Annotated in this window: 15 protein-coding genes and 1 tRNA gene; 8 read left to right on the top strand and 8 right to left on the bottom strand. The window is 36.0% G+C overall.

All coding sequences use genetic code 11. From position 1 onward, the window contains the following. Positions 1 to 800 precede the first annotated feature (800 nt). From H1P_RS22775 to H1P_RS22760, 5 genes are all read right to left on the bottom strand, one after another. Positions 801 to 1,649, bottom strand: coding sequence for an FkbM family methyltransferase (locus H1P_RS22775; RefSeq protein ID WP_144871653.1), 849 nt, complete (start codon positions 1,647 to 1,649; stop codon positions 801 to 803). A gap of 193 nt (positions 1,650 to 1,842) precedes the next feature. After that, positions 1,843 to 1,989, bottom strand: coding sequence for a hypothetical protein (locus H1P_RS36395; protein WP_186376093.1), 147 nt, complete (start codon positions 1,987 to 1,989; stop codon positions 1,843 to 1,845). 75 nt (positions 1,990 to 2,064) lie between these two features. After that, positions 2,065 to 2,583 (bottom strand): acetolactate synthase small subunit, encoded by a 519-nt coding sequence (gene ilvN, locus H1P_RS22770; protein WP_144871651.1) that lies wholly within the window; start codon positions 2,581 to 2,583, stop codon positions 2,065 to 2,067. 52 nt (positions 2,584 to 2,635) lie between these two features. Beyond that, positions 2,636 to 3,553 carry an alpha/beta fold hydrolase gene (locus H1P_RS22765; protein ID WP_144871655.1) on the bottom strand — a complete coding sequence of 306 codons (918 nt, stop codon included), beginning with the start codon at positions 3,551 to 3,553 and terminating at the stop codon, positions 2,636 to 2,638. Positions 3,554 to 3,719: 166 nt separating this feature from the next. Next, positions 3,720 to 3,793 (bottom strand) — tRNA-Pro (locus tag H1P_RS22760). Between the two features lie 389 nt (positions 3,794 to 4,182). Here H1P_RS22760 and H1P_RS22755 point away from each other — a divergent pair. The 6 genes from H1P_RS22755 to H1P_RS22730 all read left to right on the top strand — a co-directional run bounded on the left by H1P_RS22755 (position 4,183) and on the right by H1P_RS22730 (position 10,815). Beyond that, positions 4,183 to 4,881, top strand: coding sequence for a response regulator transcription factor (locus tag H1P_RS22755; RefSeq protein ID WP_144871649.1), 699 nt, complete (start codon positions 4,183 to 4,185; stop codon positions 4,879 to 4,881). A 134-nt stretch (positions 4,882 to 5,015) separates the two neighbouring features. Further along, on the top strand, positions 5,016 to 5,819 hold the full coding sequence (locus H1P_RS22750; protein ID WP_144871647.1) for a DUF928 domain-containing protein: 804 nt from the start codon (positions 5,016 to 5,018) through the stop codon (positions 5,817 to 5,819). A 217-nt stretch (positions 5,820 to 6,036) separates the two neighbouring features. Continuing rightward, the gene (locus H1P_RS22745; protein ID WP_144871645.1) at positions 6,037 to 8,880 is read left to right on the top strand and encodes a GAF domain-containing protein; all 2,844 of its coding nucleotides are present in this window, start codon (positions 6,037 to 6,039) and stop codon (positions 8,878 to 8,880) included. Between the two features lie 98 nt (positions 8,881 to 8,978). Then, on the top strand, positions 8,979 to 9,353 hold the full coding sequence (locus H1P_RS22740; RefSeq protein WP_144871643.1) for a response regulator: 375 nt from the start codon (positions 8,979 to 8,981) through the stop codon (positions 9,351 to 9,353). Positions 9,354 to 9,652: 299 nt separating this feature from the next. Then, positions 9,653 to 9,997, top strand: a complete 345-nt coding sequence (locus H1P_RS22735; protein WP_144871641.1) for a helix-turn-helix domain-containing protein — start codon at positions 9,653 to 9,655, stop codon at positions 9,995 to 9,997. Between the two features lie 173 nt (positions 9,998 to 10,170). Beyond that, positions 10,171 to 10,815: an ImmA/IrrE family metallo-endopeptidase gene (locus tag H1P_RS22730; protein ID WP_144871639.1), complete on the top strand. Its 645-nt coding sequence runs from the start codon at positions 10,171 to 10,173 to the stop codon at positions 10,813 to 10,815. Between the two features lie 150 nt (positions 10,816 to 10,965). Here the strand turns inward: H1P_RS22730 and H1P_RS22725 are convergent, their stop codons facing one another. Further along, complete coding sequence (locus H1P_RS22725) at positions 10,966 to 12,594, bottom strand: ATP-binding protein (RefSeq protein ID WP_144871637.1); 1,629 nt, start codon at positions 12,592 to 12,594, stop codon at positions 10,966 to 10,968. Between the two features lie 259 nt (positions 12,595 to 12,853). Here H1P_RS22725 and H1P_RS39950 point away from each other — a divergent pair, with 259 nt between their 5' ends. Together H1P_RS39950 and H1P_RS22720 are read left to right on the top strand one after the other, a co-directional pair. Further along, positions 12,854 to 13,030 (top strand): DUF6939 family protein, encoded by a 177-nt coding sequence (locus tag H1P_RS39950; protein ID WP_425461550.1) that lies wholly within the window; start codon positions 12,854 to 12,856, stop codon positions 13,028 to 13,030. 178 nt (positions 13,031 to 13,208) lie between these two features. Next, positions 13,209 to 13,523 carry a hypothetical protein gene (locus tag H1P_RS22720; protein WP_144871635.1) on the top strand — a complete coding sequence of 105 codons (315 nt, stop codon included), beginning with the start codon at positions 13,209 to 13,211 and terminating at the stop codon, positions 13,521 to 13,523. 165 nt (positions 13,524 to 13,688) lie between these two features. Here the strand turns inward: H1P_RS22720 and H1P_RS22715 are convergent, their stop codons facing one another. After that, positions 13,689 to 13,958 (bottom strand): hypothetical protein, encoded by a 270-nt coding sequence (locus tag H1P_RS22715; RefSeq protein ID WP_222427183.1) that lies wholly within the window; start codon positions 13,956 to 13,958, stop codon positions 13,689 to 13,691. Further along, complete coding sequence (locus H1P_RS39465) at positions 13,951 to 14,013, bottom strand: hypothetical protein (protein WP_342799611.1); 63 nt, start codon at positions 14,011 to 14,013, stop codon at positions 13,951 to 13,953. The genes H1P_RS22715 and H1P_RS39465 overlap by 8 nt, the downstream gene beginning before the upstream one ends. Between the last annotated feature and the right edge of the window lie 181 nt (positions 14,014 to 14,194).

Genomic DNA, 14,194 nt, shown 5'->3' with positions numbered 1-14,194 from the left:
TTTTTAAATTGAGCGAACCGTGAGTCCTTACGTTGTTAAACATCAGTAAAAGGATGAGGGATGAAAAGTAATACCAAATAAATTATGGTTTCTATTTGGAATTACTATAAATTGTAATTATTTGTAGTCAAAAAGCTATTTTTGTTGAAACACTGTCATAACAGTAGTTTAGGGGGTTTGAGTAGCAACTGACACTGAGCAGCGAACTTAAGCAAAGCTTCTTCAGGCGATCGCTAAACTTGACCCACAATTCTGGAGGGGAGCGACAACGTCGCCTTGAACATAGATGTATAGCCGTACAAAATTAGATTAGCGGTGCGACCCCCTAAAGGGTTCGTTAGTTGCTCATTGAGGGAAACCCAAGGGGCTGATTCTGTCGTTTCACGGCAGAACTCGTAAGCCCCGCCCAAGACCGCACTAACTCACCGCGCCGACGTAAGGCGTTTATACCCGTCGCATTGGGTGCAAGGGAACGCGCACCAAGACGGACATTAAAATTTACGAACTTCGGAAGTAACTCGTCAATGAGTTTTCTAGTCATAGTACCACAAAAAAATGTCTTAACGTTAATATGTAACGCTATATTAGCTTTTTTCCTTTAATCGGCGTTGAGTAGAAATAGTCTTGCCTGTATTAAAGACATAGTAAATAATTTCAGTCTCATCAACTTCTGGTTCTATTTCTAGCTGTCTAGCCAATTTTTTGAGAAATTTCTGCTTTGAATGCTAAATCACCGACAGTAATCATCCCTTTTTAAAGTGTTTAGGTAGAATTACTTAATGCAGAAATGAGCCAACGCCTTAAGAGGTTGGCTTCATAGCCTCATTCGGTTGAAAACGTTCGTGAACAAAAACAATATTCTGGAACGCAAATAATTCTGTTTTCAATGGAGATTTGTTGAGCGGGATGACCCCCGTGGGTAAAAGTCTGTAAGGCTTGTAATTAGGAAGTATCTCTGTGAAGTCTCGAAAAAAGACTTTGCTAATAATATTCATTTCGTTAAATTCAATCTGGATTAGATCGATTTTATCTTGACTTAATAATTTACTAGCACCTTTAAGTACCTCAAGTTCGTGACCTTCGGTATCGATCTTCAGCAAGTTAATTCTATCAATAGATTTTTCTTCAACATAAAAATCAAGAGTTGACATTGAAACTTCTATCTCCTCAGATTCTGCCCCATGAATATCTTCGATAACTTCTTTATATAAGGAGGCATGACTATGCTTTGAATCCTTGCTATCATCCTTTTTATCATAAAACTTTATTAAACCTGGAGAAGAACTTAGCCCCTTCATATTTGTAACAATATTTTCTCTATGGAATCTTTTTTCTAATAGGTGGAATACTATAGGATTAGGCTCAAATGCGACAATTAGAGAATTCGGCAATACTTTGTGACAAAAATTTGTATAGTCACCAACATTTGCCCCCACATCAAATATTGTTGGGTTAGTTCCAGTCACAAAAAGAGGAAAAATTTGCTCAATGAAATTTTGTTCTCCTGAAATGAAGCGATTTTGATAATTTAGGATTCCTAAACCATTGAGAGAACACTCGAAAAAAAACTCATTTATTTTTCGGAAAGAAGGTCTTGCTGCCAATCTTCTCCAAGTTTTTTTTAAATACTTTCTTAAATATTTTTTCATTGGTTTATATTTGATTGCCGACTATCATTTTCTAGACTAATACAATAGCTCAAACAAAAGATGCAGAAATAAAAATTTTCCAACAAGTTTTGCGTGAAACAGAAGATATAGGTAAAGCTTCTGTAGTATAGTATACCTCGTAACAGATAGAAAGCCGATCGCCAACTATTTTGACATCAAACAAAGTTCATAATTATCCTAAAAGACTAGCGAAGCCGTCGTAAACAGCAGCAATTAGATTAAAGCGTAGGCTAAATCTTTTTGTTCTATTGCGATATCTTTCTGATAGAATTCCCAAAATTTTTAGATTACGGGAAATATGTTTAATTACAATTCTCATTGAAGCTAGTTAGCGACAGCAAGTATGGACAATACGGCATCCATACAAGATTTAGTATTAAATCACCAATGCCAATTACACTTTTGCTTCAAGAGACTTGAGATATTCTGTATTAACCCCTGATTCTCTGGTCATGGCAATTTTACCAGTACGGGCAACTTCTCTGATCCCAAATTTATTGAGCATTTGGACAATTGCTACCATCTTACCAGGGTCGCCCACAACTTCAATAGTCAAGTTATCTTCAGAAATATCGACAATCCGAGCGCGAAAAATTTGGGCTACTTGAATCACCTCACTACGGTTAGAAGCAGTGGCTTTTACTTTGACTAACATTAATTCCCTCTCAACACAGGGAATTTGTGTAATATCCTGAACTTTGAGTACGCTAATCAGTTTGTAGAGTTGTTTAATTAGCTGCTCAATTACCCTATCATCTCCAGGGACAACCATTGTAATGCGAGAAACTCCAACTTTTTCCGCAGGTCCTACCGCAAGACTTTCAATGTTGAAACCCCGACGAGCAAATAATCCTGCAATACGGGTTAAAACTCCCGCTTCATCTTCTACTAGTACTGATATAGTGTGTTTCATCGTAACCTCAGCCAAAAGAAAATTATCCTGTTTCTGTGATGTGGTCTATTTATCATAGTTCAGAATCAAACTTCTTTTGTAACCAATCTAAGATAATTTGATTAAATTGTGTCGGATTTTCATCATGGGGACAATGACCTACTTTTTCTAATTCAATTAGTTCGATTTGGGGGTTAAGCTGGGCGAACTTAGGAGCTAGATTAGCTGGTACCATACGATCTTCTAGACCCCAAATCAGCAACATTGGTAGTTTTAATTGAGGTAAGACTTCTTTAGCAGAGGGAGCAAAGCTGGTTTTTCTGACCCCTTGAAATAAACTATAAAAAGTAAAGTCTGCTCCTTCATCGTAAGCGGGAGCAGATAAAATTTTAACTAATTCGTCATTAATAGCTGTTTCATCTTTGTAAGCCACTTTCGCCCAACGACTAATTACAGTTGGTTGACGCAAAATTTTGAGGAGAGTTTTGATTAATAAAGGTGAAGCAACCAAATTTTCTAGAGTTGTGACTAAAGGTTGGATGATCTTAGGAATCATTTCTTGGCGAAGGGATACATCAGGTAAACTGAGCATCACAACTCCTTGCACCATCTCAGGATATTTAGCTGCTGCACTCATACAGACTAAAGAGCCGATGGAGTTACCAACTAAAACTACTGGTCTGCGAATGATAATTTGCCACAAATCATGAAGTTGTTCTACCCACAGATCTACAGTATAGTTAGTACGAGCTTTACTAGATGCTCCAAAGCCTAACAAATCGAGAGCGTATACAGAGTGTTGCTGACTCAACACTGGTATATTGTTGCGCCAATGTTCGATGGAAGCTCCAAAGCCATGAACTAGTACCAAGGGGGGATAAGATTGAGAGGAATTATGTTGGGCTCTGAAGTAACTGTAGCGAGTTTGCCAACCCCGCCAAATTAATTCTCTTTGATTACCGATGCGTTGCTGCCAAGATTTGAAATTAATAGTCAAGGTTAATATAGAATTATAAGGTATGAGCTTGTTTAAATGGTTGATGCTTTTAAGCCCTTGAAAATGTTAAAAGTATTTTTTCATTGACCAAAGGTTGATAAAAGTGAAATTTTGGCTATGAAAATAACAAAACCTCCTCGTTGAGAAGGTTTCTTAGGTATCGGAGCGGCGGGATTTGAACCCACGACCCCCACTACCCCAAAGTGGTACGCTACCAAGCTGCGCTACGCCCCGAATTAACTGCTGTACTTTATACATTATATTTGTTCAGCATATACAATAGTAGCACGTTTTCTAGCAATTGCAACAAAATTTTTTACAATCTTTTTCCAGTTGTTTTATACTTAACTTTTAAACTGTCAAATATGCGATCGCAATTCCAAATAGTAATAAAAAGTAATATAAGATGTAACAAGATTAATATCTATTTAGTCTCTATAGCTCTTCTTGATTTAGTAATTGAATAATTATTTATTGCAAATCAACATCCTTTGACGGCGACGCGAGGTCCGATCTCTGCTCTGACCGTTGGTCAAAATAGATCGTAATATTAGTCATGTAACTAATAGCAAATAACTTTTTTGGCTACACAGAACACGTAGGTTTTTAGTGGCAAACACAAAATGAAAAAAATTCTGGTTGTAGATGACGACAAAATTTTGCGTACAGTTTTAAAGCACACCCTCGAACAAGAAAAGTATCAAGTAACCGTCGTTGGCTCTGGAACAAACGCGATGGAAGCATTTGAAAACGATACTCCTGATATTATTATTTCCGATGTTTCGATGCCAGAAATGGATGGATTTGAATTTTGTCGGCGATTGAGATCGCGACCAACGGGTCAATTAGTACCGTTTATTTTTCTTTCTGCTAGGGGTGATTTGGAAGATCGTATTCAAGGACATTCTATTGGTGCAGATGACTATTTAGTAAAACCTTTTGAAATTAAAGAGTTACTCGCTAAAATCGAGGCTTTAATCGAAAAATCGCGTCGTATCCACTCAGAGATAGTTAACATCATTGGGCAATTTGCTAATGGTAATAAAGCCAGGATGTCCGATAATATAACATCTGTAAATCAAGGTCAATCTCCCGAAAACAGCCACACTCCAGAACCTTTACCATTGACTCCTGCTGAAGAAAGAGTATTTTGGGAAGTTATTCAAGGTTTTACAAACAAGCAAATTAGCGATCGCCTGTTTATTAGTCCTCGTACAGTCCAAACTCACCTGAGTAATATTTTGAACAAACTCAATTTAGAAAATCGAACTCAATTAGTACGCTTTGCCTTTGAAAAGGGGTATGAAAAAGTTCAGTTTTGAGCAAATATTGGTTAGAGTAGGAGCTTTTATAGATTAATTTAAGTAAATAGTTGTTTAATGATACATTGAAAAAAGACTAATTGGCTCTCAGTCGATAGTCAGAGTAGTGCGCAACCAAGACGAATATATATATTATGATTAAACTTGGTCTGGGAATTTTCCTAGCCATGATTTCTCTATTAATGGCTTTACTTTCTATAGAAGTTAAAGCTCAAATGTCCTCTCCAAATTTAACAAGCAAATTGGGTAATAACTTATCTTTGGTTCAACCCAAGTTGGCTGCTCAAGATAAACATACTGAAGTAGAAGCAGAAGAAGAACCGCTGGATTTTTCTTCTTCTGGTCGTTCTGGACAACAAACCGCAGGAGAAAGTCGTGGTAACTGTCCTCAGATGAATTTTCCCTTAACGGCGATCGCTCCTAAAGATAATGTGAGCAAGACTAGCGCTTCTCATCCTCGATGGTGGTTTTATCTGCCCTACGATACGTCACAAATTAGCAAGATTGAGTTTGTACTTCAAGACGAAGAAAGAAAAGATCTGGTGCGAAAATCTGTAGTAGTAACAGAAACCCTTCCCTACATCAGCACTACGATTCCCCGACATGATTTAGGAATCAAACCAGATCGCTGGTATCGTTGGTATCTCAAAGTATACTGTCTGGAAGAGAAGGATACTGTACCATTATTTGTCTCTGGCTGGGTTCAAAGGATTACCCTTGATTCAAAAGACGATCTGCTCTCTCAGGAAACCTCTTTGACTCCTACAGACTATGCTCAACAGGGTTTGTGGTTAGATGCGATTGATTTGCTCTTGAAAACTCAAGTATCTCGCGCTTCAGCATCAAAACCATCTCAAGCTTGGCAAACAATCATAAATTCTCCCCATATTGATTTAGAGCTTCCTCTACCAAAAAAAACCAGTATTGCGATCGAATAGTTAAATAGACTAAAAAATATTGTATGTTAAACGACAATGACCGTCTTATAATAATTAATCTGCCGAACATTTGGTAAGAAAATATTACATCTTGCATTAGTCCCTAAACAAGATTGGAGCTAAAGTATTTATTTTTTGTAATTTAATGACCGATTCGGTTCAAAGTAATGCTAACTTTAACTCAAGTTGATAGTGGGGATCGCCAAAATTATAAATTATGATCTCATCAGAACAGGATATCAATCGTCTGCTAGCTACTATTTCCTTAAGGATTAGGCAGTCTCTTGATGTTGAGAAGATTTTGCAAGCTACTGTGGAAGAAGTTTGTCAACTTTTAAAGTGCGATCGCGTGCTAGTTTATCGTTTTGAGCCAGACTGGAGCGGTACAGTAACAGTAGAAGCAGTCAGCAATCCTCAATGGTCTATTTTAGGAGATGTCATTCGCGATCCCTGTTTTGAATCAGCTTGGATTGACAAGTATCAACAAGGAGAGGTTACTCACCATGAAAATGTCAAAACAGTAGCTATTGATGAGTGTTATCGAGAATTACTACAACACTTTAATGTGCAAGCTAACTTAGTTGCGCCGATTTTACAGCCTCAAAAAAAGCCAAAAGATTTTATTATTAAGAAAAATCAGGGCAATAGTGGTGCGAATTCCCCTTTATCTTGTTCTTTAGAAAAACAGCCATCGAATATTAATGGTACTGATAATTTTTCCCTATGGGGTTTATTAATCGCTCATCACTGTCAAAAGCCGAGAAAATGGCAAGAGCTAGAAATTAATTTATTAAAACAATTAGCTAATCAGGTTGCGATCGCTATTCAACAAGCAGAATTACTGCAACGCACTCATCAAGAATTACGAGAAAGACAATTAGCCGAAAGACAAACCCAAAAAGTTAGGGAATTTTTGCAAACTGTAATAGATCGCCTTCCTGTTGCTGTCTATGTTAAGGATGCTCGTCAAGAAAACTTTGGTAAATTTCAGTTGTGGAATCAAGCTACAGAACAGATATTTAACTTAGAAGCTCCCCAAGTACTTGGTAAAACCGTAGAGGATTACTTTCCTCCAGAAAAAGCGCAAGACTTGATTCAACAAGACTTACAAGTTATAGAAGCAGGAGAAGCTCTGGATATCCCAGAAGAACAAATTGATGATGGTAAAGGTACAGCTAAAATTGTCCACAAAATAAAAGTTCCCCTTTACGATCAAAAGCGACAACCAGAATACTTACTATGTATAGCCGAAGATATTACGGCGAGGAAAAAAGCAGAATTAGAATTACGCCAAAAATCCGAAGAGTTAACCGCGTTTAGTGAAAATCTCAAGCTATTACATCGTCTAAATACGACTAACTATCAAAGTTTTGAAGAGCTATTTCGCGATCATCTGCTTACTGGATGTCAAATGTTTAACTGTTCCACAGGAGTAGTGGGTTTAATAGAAGGAGATTTCTATACTATTTATGCAATCGAATCAAATTTAGATAGTCTTCATCCACAAACGCAAATCCCGATTAAGGATACCTATTGCTGTCAAGTAATCAAGCAGAAAAAAACCGTTACCTATAACTGTGTGGGAAACATCCAACAATTATGCTTTCAACCCTTATATCAAAGCTTTAAATTTGAGTCTTATATTGGAACACCAATATTTGTTGATGGTTCGGTTTTTGGTACATTGTGTTTTACTTCCCAACAAGCCAAGAATCCCCCTTTTAGCGATCGCGAAAAAGAAACTATCGAAATGATGGCGCAAAGTATCGGACGTTTTATCTTTGCCGATCGAGTAGAAAAGAAACGCCAAGAAGCAGAAGCAAAATTGACTCAAGCCAAAAAAGAATTAGAAATCAGAGTTTTACAGCGAACAGCAGAATTAGAAATAGCTAACTATCGTTTACATGATGAACTTCGCGAACGCAAACAAACCCAAGTTGAACTTCAAGCTAGTCAAGATAATTTAAAAGAATCAGAAAGACGTTGGCGCAGTTTACTAGAAAATGTCCGTCTTTTAGTTGTCGGAATCGATATTCAAGAAAAAGTTGATTATGTTAACCCCTATTTTTTAGAACTTATTGGTTACGCTCAAGAAGAAGTAATCAATCACAACTGGTTCAAAAACTTTATTCATCCCAGAGACAGACAAAGAGCCATAGAGTTACATAATAATATCGTCAACATTAATTTTTGTTGTTCTCATCATTACCATCAGACAACCATTGTCACTAAATCAGGAGAAGCCAAAACTATTGCTTGGAATACAACTCAACTGCGCAATTTAGAAGGAGTTCCCACGGGAATGATGTGTATCGGTAAGGATATTACAGAAAGCCAAGCTATAGAAAGAATGAAAGATGAATTTATTTCTGTTGTCAGTCATGAACTAAGAACACCTTTAACTTCCATTCGTGGTGCTTTAGGATTATTAGCGACAGGGGTATTAAATACTCAGTCAGAAAAAGGAGAACGAGTAATTAAAATTGCAGCCGAAAGTACAGAACACCTAGTTAGGCTAGTAGATGATATTTTAGAATTAGAAAGACTAGAATCAGGCAAAATTGAGCTAGTTATTCACCAAGTTAAGATACAAGAGCTGATTGCTCAAGCCATCAATAGAGTGCAGATTGTGGCAAATAAAGAAAAAATCACAATTAAAGCTACAGAAAGTATTGGTGAATTTCACGGTGATGGCGATCGCTTATTACAAGTATTAACTAATTTACTCAGTAATGCGATTAAATTTTCCGATTCTGGAAGTACTATTTGGTTGGATGTGGAATTTAAAGAAACTACAGATAATCCACCACAAAAAATTATTGCCTTTGCTATTCGCGATCGTGGAAAAGGAATTCCCGCCGATCAACTAGAAAGTATTTTTGAACGTTTCCATCAAGTAGATGCTTCTGATTCTCGTCGTAAAGGTGGTACTGGTTTAGGATTAGCTATTTGTCGTAGTATTGTAGAGCAACATGGGGGTAAAATTTGGGTAGATAGTGTATATGGAAAAGGTACGACTTTTTACTTTAATATTCCTCTTGAGGAAAATAGTTACCAGTAAATTGTAACTATTCACAAAAATCTTAAGTTTCGAGTTTAGGATGTTGGTTATCACAGAAGCAATCAATAACCAATAGTAGAAAAAGTAGAAAATCGCTCATGAATCAGAAACTTGTTTTGGTAATCGATGACGATGATGGCATTAGAGAAGTCATCCAAATTTGCTTAGAAGCGATCGCTGGTTGGAATGTAATCACCGCAGCTTCAGGAGAAGAAGGATTGACTCTTGCGGATACCCAAAAACCCGATGCTATTTTATTAGATGTTATGATGCCTCATCTTGATGGTATAGCTACCTTTCAACAACTTCAAACTCAAGGTAAAACAAAACATATCCCCACAATTTTATTAACAGCTAAAGCAAAAATAAGCGAGCAAAAACAATATCAGCATCTAGGAGTCACAGGAGTTATTATTAAACCCTTTGAACCTTATGATTTAGTAGCCAAAATTAGAACCATGTTGCAATGGTGAAAGATAAAGGAGCGAGGCATTATAAGTAGCCAGTATTAAGTAGCCATTAATAGCTATAAATAACTAGCAACTAAGCTGTTATGAATTATAAATTGCACAATACAAAAATTAAATACCTAACCACTAACAAAAAATCAAATTTTAGATTACAATTAAGTTGATTGTTTGTTCAAGCTAAAATAATATTGTTAATTAAATTGTCAACACAATCACAATCTTATTTATTGATAAGGTAATGAGATAAGGAAAGATTACACGACTATCTCTGACAATACAACTTAATTTTAAGGAGCGATTAAATGTCTGAAGACTTTGGAAAATTAATTCGTCAAGCTAGAAAAATAAAAGGTTATTCTCAAAGAGAACTAGCCAAAATTCTCAAAATTGATTTTACCTATCTTTCTAAACTAGAAAATAACCGTGCTGATTACGCACCAAAAGAAGATGTCATCCGTGGCTTGGCTCGTAATCTAGATATCGATGAAGAAGAATTAATTTATCTAGCAGGAAGAATTCCCCATCAAGAAGAAGAGTTACTAAAACAGCACTATAAGAGTATGCCAGCCTTATTTAGAAGAATGCGCGAAAATCCTGAATTTGCCAAACAAGTATTACAAGAAGTCGCTAATACCGAAGAAAAATAGTAACCTCCAGATTACTATCGCAATGCATCATAACGATTTGAAAATTTATTAAGTGCAAACTTAATATAAAAACTTTTAAATTTCTCTTGCTTATTGCCTGTTGCCAAATTATTGTGGAGTGTACCTACCACTTTCTAGTGATGGCACTCAATGTTGTTTGAGCTTGTTGACCAGTGAATGTTTTTCGTCCTTTTCGTTACATTTCTAAGCTCGAAATAGAAGCTGCTGCTATGTCTGTCTTGATGTCTATGGAAGCAATGCCCAATCATGCTCCTAAATGGCCCTTAGACTCTAGCACAGTTGCTGAGTTTTTAGGTTTAGACATCGTATGGGATACCATCCCTGATGATGAACAAGGGCAAATTGCAGCCAGAATTTTACCCCTAGAAAAACTAATTGAAATTAATGAAAGTATCCCCCAGTTAGAAGGTGGTTTTGGAGAATCTACTATTGCTCATGAAATTGGACATTGGGTATTACATATTGATGTTGAAGAAGTAGATCGTCAGCTCCGTTTACAAACGAAAGGAATCAATTTGAGTCTTGAACCCCTATTATGTCGTACTGTTAATGATATTAATGGTATTGAATGGCAGGCACAATACTTTGCAGGATGTTTGTTAATGCCTCAATATATTTTAACTCAAGTTACTGAAGGGAAACAATTAAATAAGTGGCAACACCTTTACAAAATAGCAGAAGAGTTGGGTGTTACTATTTCTAATTTGATTCATCGTTTACAAGATTTAGGTTTTATTTATCTTCCCCCTAATTCTAAAACAATTTATTTAGGAAAAAACATCTTTAAGAGTAATTAGGAATCAGTTTGATTGTGAACAATTTTTTTTAAGTAGTTCCACTTTATTAAACATGAAATAATTGAGGCTGGGGTGTGAGGTGTGAGGAAAATATTCTCTGAGTCTATTGAATGGTTTTTAAGTAGATTTACTTATTACACAAACGCTGTATTACAAAATTCTTTCTAAGACTGTAGCTAACTGTTTACTATTAAAAGGTTTGAGCAGATATTCTGTAGCTCCTAGCGCATAGCCATAGTTTTTCTCATCGATCGTTGTTACCATGATTACGGGTATATCAGCTAATTGAGGATTTTCTTTGAGTTTACCTAGCACTTCCCAACCATCTATTCCAGGCATTATTACATCTAGGAAAATCACATCTGGCTGCATTTCTTGAGCAAGATGTAATCCTTCTGTGCCATTGGTAGCACTGATAACGGAAAATTTACTTGGGGAGAGAGAATGTTTGATGACATTATGGGTAATGCGATCGTCATCAATGACCAAAATATTCATTAAATTGGTGGTAAATTCCCTATTTCCCTTGATTTTTTCCCAAGGGAAAATGGCTTGATTCTTTTTTCCTTGAACTGGCAAATGAATAGTAAATGTAGAACCTTTGCCAAGTTCACTTTGTACATTGATTTCTCCTCCCATCATTTGAGAGAATTGTTTTGTGAGTGCTAATTTTAAACCAGTCCCGCTATACTTACGGTTTGTGGACGAATCTGCTTGATAGAAAGCTTTGAATAGCTCTTGCATTTGTTCTTTATCCATGCCAATTCCTGTATCCTCGATCGCGAAACTTATCCATGGCTCATTTTCTTTTGTATAAGGCTCAATAGATAAGGTAATTTGTCCGTTTTCGGTAAATTTACAAGCGTTACTGAGTAGGTTAAATAAACTTTGACGCACCCTGGTTCTATCCGCATACATTTTGGCCAGGTTTGAAGGACAATCAATCACCACTGTATTACCATGTTTTTCGTTCAAGGGTTTAATCATAGAAACTACTTCCTTGACCAGTGAGGAAATCTCAAAACTCTCCAGGTGCATTTCCATTTTCCCAGCTTCAACTTTAGACAGGTCTAGAATGTTATCGATCAGACTTAACAGATGTTTGCTTACACTGCGAATTTGGTGGAGGTCTGGGAGAAAACTTTCTTGTCCGATATCTTCAGCTTTTTTTTGCAAGATTTCGGTGTAGCCAAGAATAGTGTTCATGGGAGTCCTTAGTTTATGACTCATATTAGTTAAAAATTCGTTTTTAGCTTGCTTGGCAACTTCTTTTTCTTGGAATAGCTCTTTAACCTTTTGAATTAGTAGATTGAGAGAAATACTGAGATCGCCGACTTCATCTTTGGTGTTGATTGGCACTTGTATATCGAAATTTGCTTCCTGAGTGGCTTTCTGAGCCAATTTCTTAACCATCAGAAGTGGTTGAGAAATCTTGGCAGCAATCAAAATACCGACACTGCTTGCTGCGATCAAACAACCAAAGGTTGCTACCAAAATCAGTCTGATGCTGACTGTGGTAATGCTCTTAATATCCTGCTCTCTGATTTCGTGGAGAGCAATGGTATGTTCTTGAAGTTTTTCTATATGTGGTTGCGTTAGCCCTTTGTCGCCAATCTCAAGCTCAGCATAAAAGGCAAGAGTTTCAGCTACTCGTTGTGCTTCTGTAGTAGATAATTTTTTGGCAGTTTTGTTGATTTCATAAACTGAAAATCCACCAATCAGTAGAGTTAATAGAGAAATTCCTGTGAATCCAGCTAAAAGTTTCTGTCTAATTTTCATTCCCAGTTATTCTTAATACTTCTATTTTATTTCTAGGATATTTAAGTTGAGGAAATATATCGTGTAGATTTTCCAGGAATTTACCCTGTACCCTGATATCCCCAAAGCCGACACTCAAAAGTTACCTTTTCATAAATACGACGAGGAAAAAAATTCAAGAGAATAGTTAGAAAGAATGGACGCTGCTTGGGACATCGTGAAGATATTGAGGGTAAAAGATTGTTAGGTTATAGTAATGGATGCTAGATATTAAATTTGTTTGCCTGGTTACAACTGGGTTTTTAAGAACTATTCGGAATATTTATTAACACAGTTAAGGCAAATAGTAAAAGAGCAAAATCCCAATTTATTAAATGACGAAATTAACGGCAATATTGATAATTTAAGTAAGCCTTTATCCTATGCTTATTTATCTAAAAAATACCTAGAAAAGTAATTTCAATAAATCCATAATTTACTCTTTCTCTATTGAGATCGCTATATATTTTATCTTTTTAAATCCGTTACACCAGTCTGATAAATTGGTCAATTCGCGAGTTCCTTAAGCGAGTAAAATCGCCTGGGTCCCTCGTTGAACTTTTATTGCTTATAACTTTTACTCTATGGTAAATTCTATGATAATTAATAAAATATATAACATATTACAAAATATTCTATCTCAAAAGTTTTCACTCAATATTTTTAAGTCTCAGAAAGTAAAAACCCATGATTTTCGTAATCTTGAACAAGGTGTTGATTATTTTGTTGATTTTACCGAATCTGGTAAATTTGCTACTCTGACAACTGCACTGACGATAAAACAAGAAGACCAAGTGATATTGTCCTACCAAAAACAAGCTATTGTGTATCGTGCGGAAGAGTTAGAGTCTTATTGGAACGATGAGAGTATTCAACGTATCTTACTCAAAAAAATCTCAAAAGTTACTTAAGCAATTCTTTTTTTTGCAACAATCCCCTCTATTTCTTATCTTTGTAAATGCAAAAAGAAGACCCTCAGTTTTACTGGTGGGAAACCTCGCCAAGTTCACTCGTCTTTTTACCAACGAACAAATCTATTTTCGCTTTAATTCATTTAATTTTTGGACTTTTCGAGCCTAAAAATCATCATCAGGACTCCCTGCTACTCTTCTTTTAGTTCTATACCATCCCATTTTTAAAGATTTTATTGTTCTTTTTATTGTTTCTTTGCTCGATGTTATATTCCAATTTTTTTTGATTTTTTCTTGAACCTTTTCAAGATTTTTCGGAGTTTCTTTGACCCATTCTTTGATAATCTTTTCTTGTTCTAGGGTAAACAGCTTATGACGACCACGACCAGGATTATTGTATAATCCTACTAATTTTAAAGATTCCCAATTATTCAACCAAATTATAAATTGTATTCCGACTTACTTTAAATATTTGGCACAATTCTGCTATTTTATAACCTTGGTAACTTAATTGAATACAATGCGCTCTTTGTCTTACTTGATAATAAGTAGGTGGGTGAAATTAAATATAAGATAGAAAGGACAGTCAATGAAGTAAGAATGCCAGCACCACTACGTATCCAACTAAATCCTGAAGAAGAAGAGACCCTAGCCGAATTACGAAAGGCAAT

The organism is Hyella patelloides LEGE 07179 (assembly GCF_900659865.1).
Taxonomy (GTDB): Bacteria; Cyanobacteriota; Cyanobacteriia; order Cyanobacteriales; family Xenococcaceae; genus Hyella; species Hyella patelloides.
This window is presented reverse-complemented; position numbering and strand designations above follow the sequence as displayed.